The following is a 214-nucleotide window of genomic DNA, read 5'->3' as shown; positions in this document are numbered from 1 at the left end:
GAGCTTCTTCGCCGAGTAGCTGACCAGCAGGTTCTTGGTCTGCTGGTAGTGGTCCAGCATCATCTTGTGGTTCTCCCGGCCGATGCCGGAGTTCTTGTATCCGCCGAACGCCGCGTGCGCCGGGTAGGCGTGGTAGCAGTTGGTCCACACCCGGCCCGCCTTGATCTCCCGGCCCAGGCGGTAGGCGGTGTTACCGTCCCGGGTCCACACGCCG

Annotated in this window: 1 protein-coding gene; it reads right to left on the bottom strand. The window is 65.4% G+C overall.

Going from position 1 to position 214, the window contains the following annotated elements:
- A partial coding sequence (locus IG84_RS38640; RefSeq protein ID WP_037801515.1) for an aldehyde dehydrogenase family protein occupies positions 1 to 214 on the bottom strand: 214 nt, incomplete at both ends.

The organism is Streptomyces ochraceiscleroticus (assembly GCF_000720485.1).
GTDB classification, from domain to species: Bacteria; Actinomycetota; Actinomycetes; order Streptomycetales; family Streptomycetaceae; genus Streptomyces; species Streptomyces ochraceiscleroticus.
The sequence above is the reverse complement of the archived record's forward strand: the minus strand, read 5'-3'. Positions and strand labels throughout refer to the sequence as shown.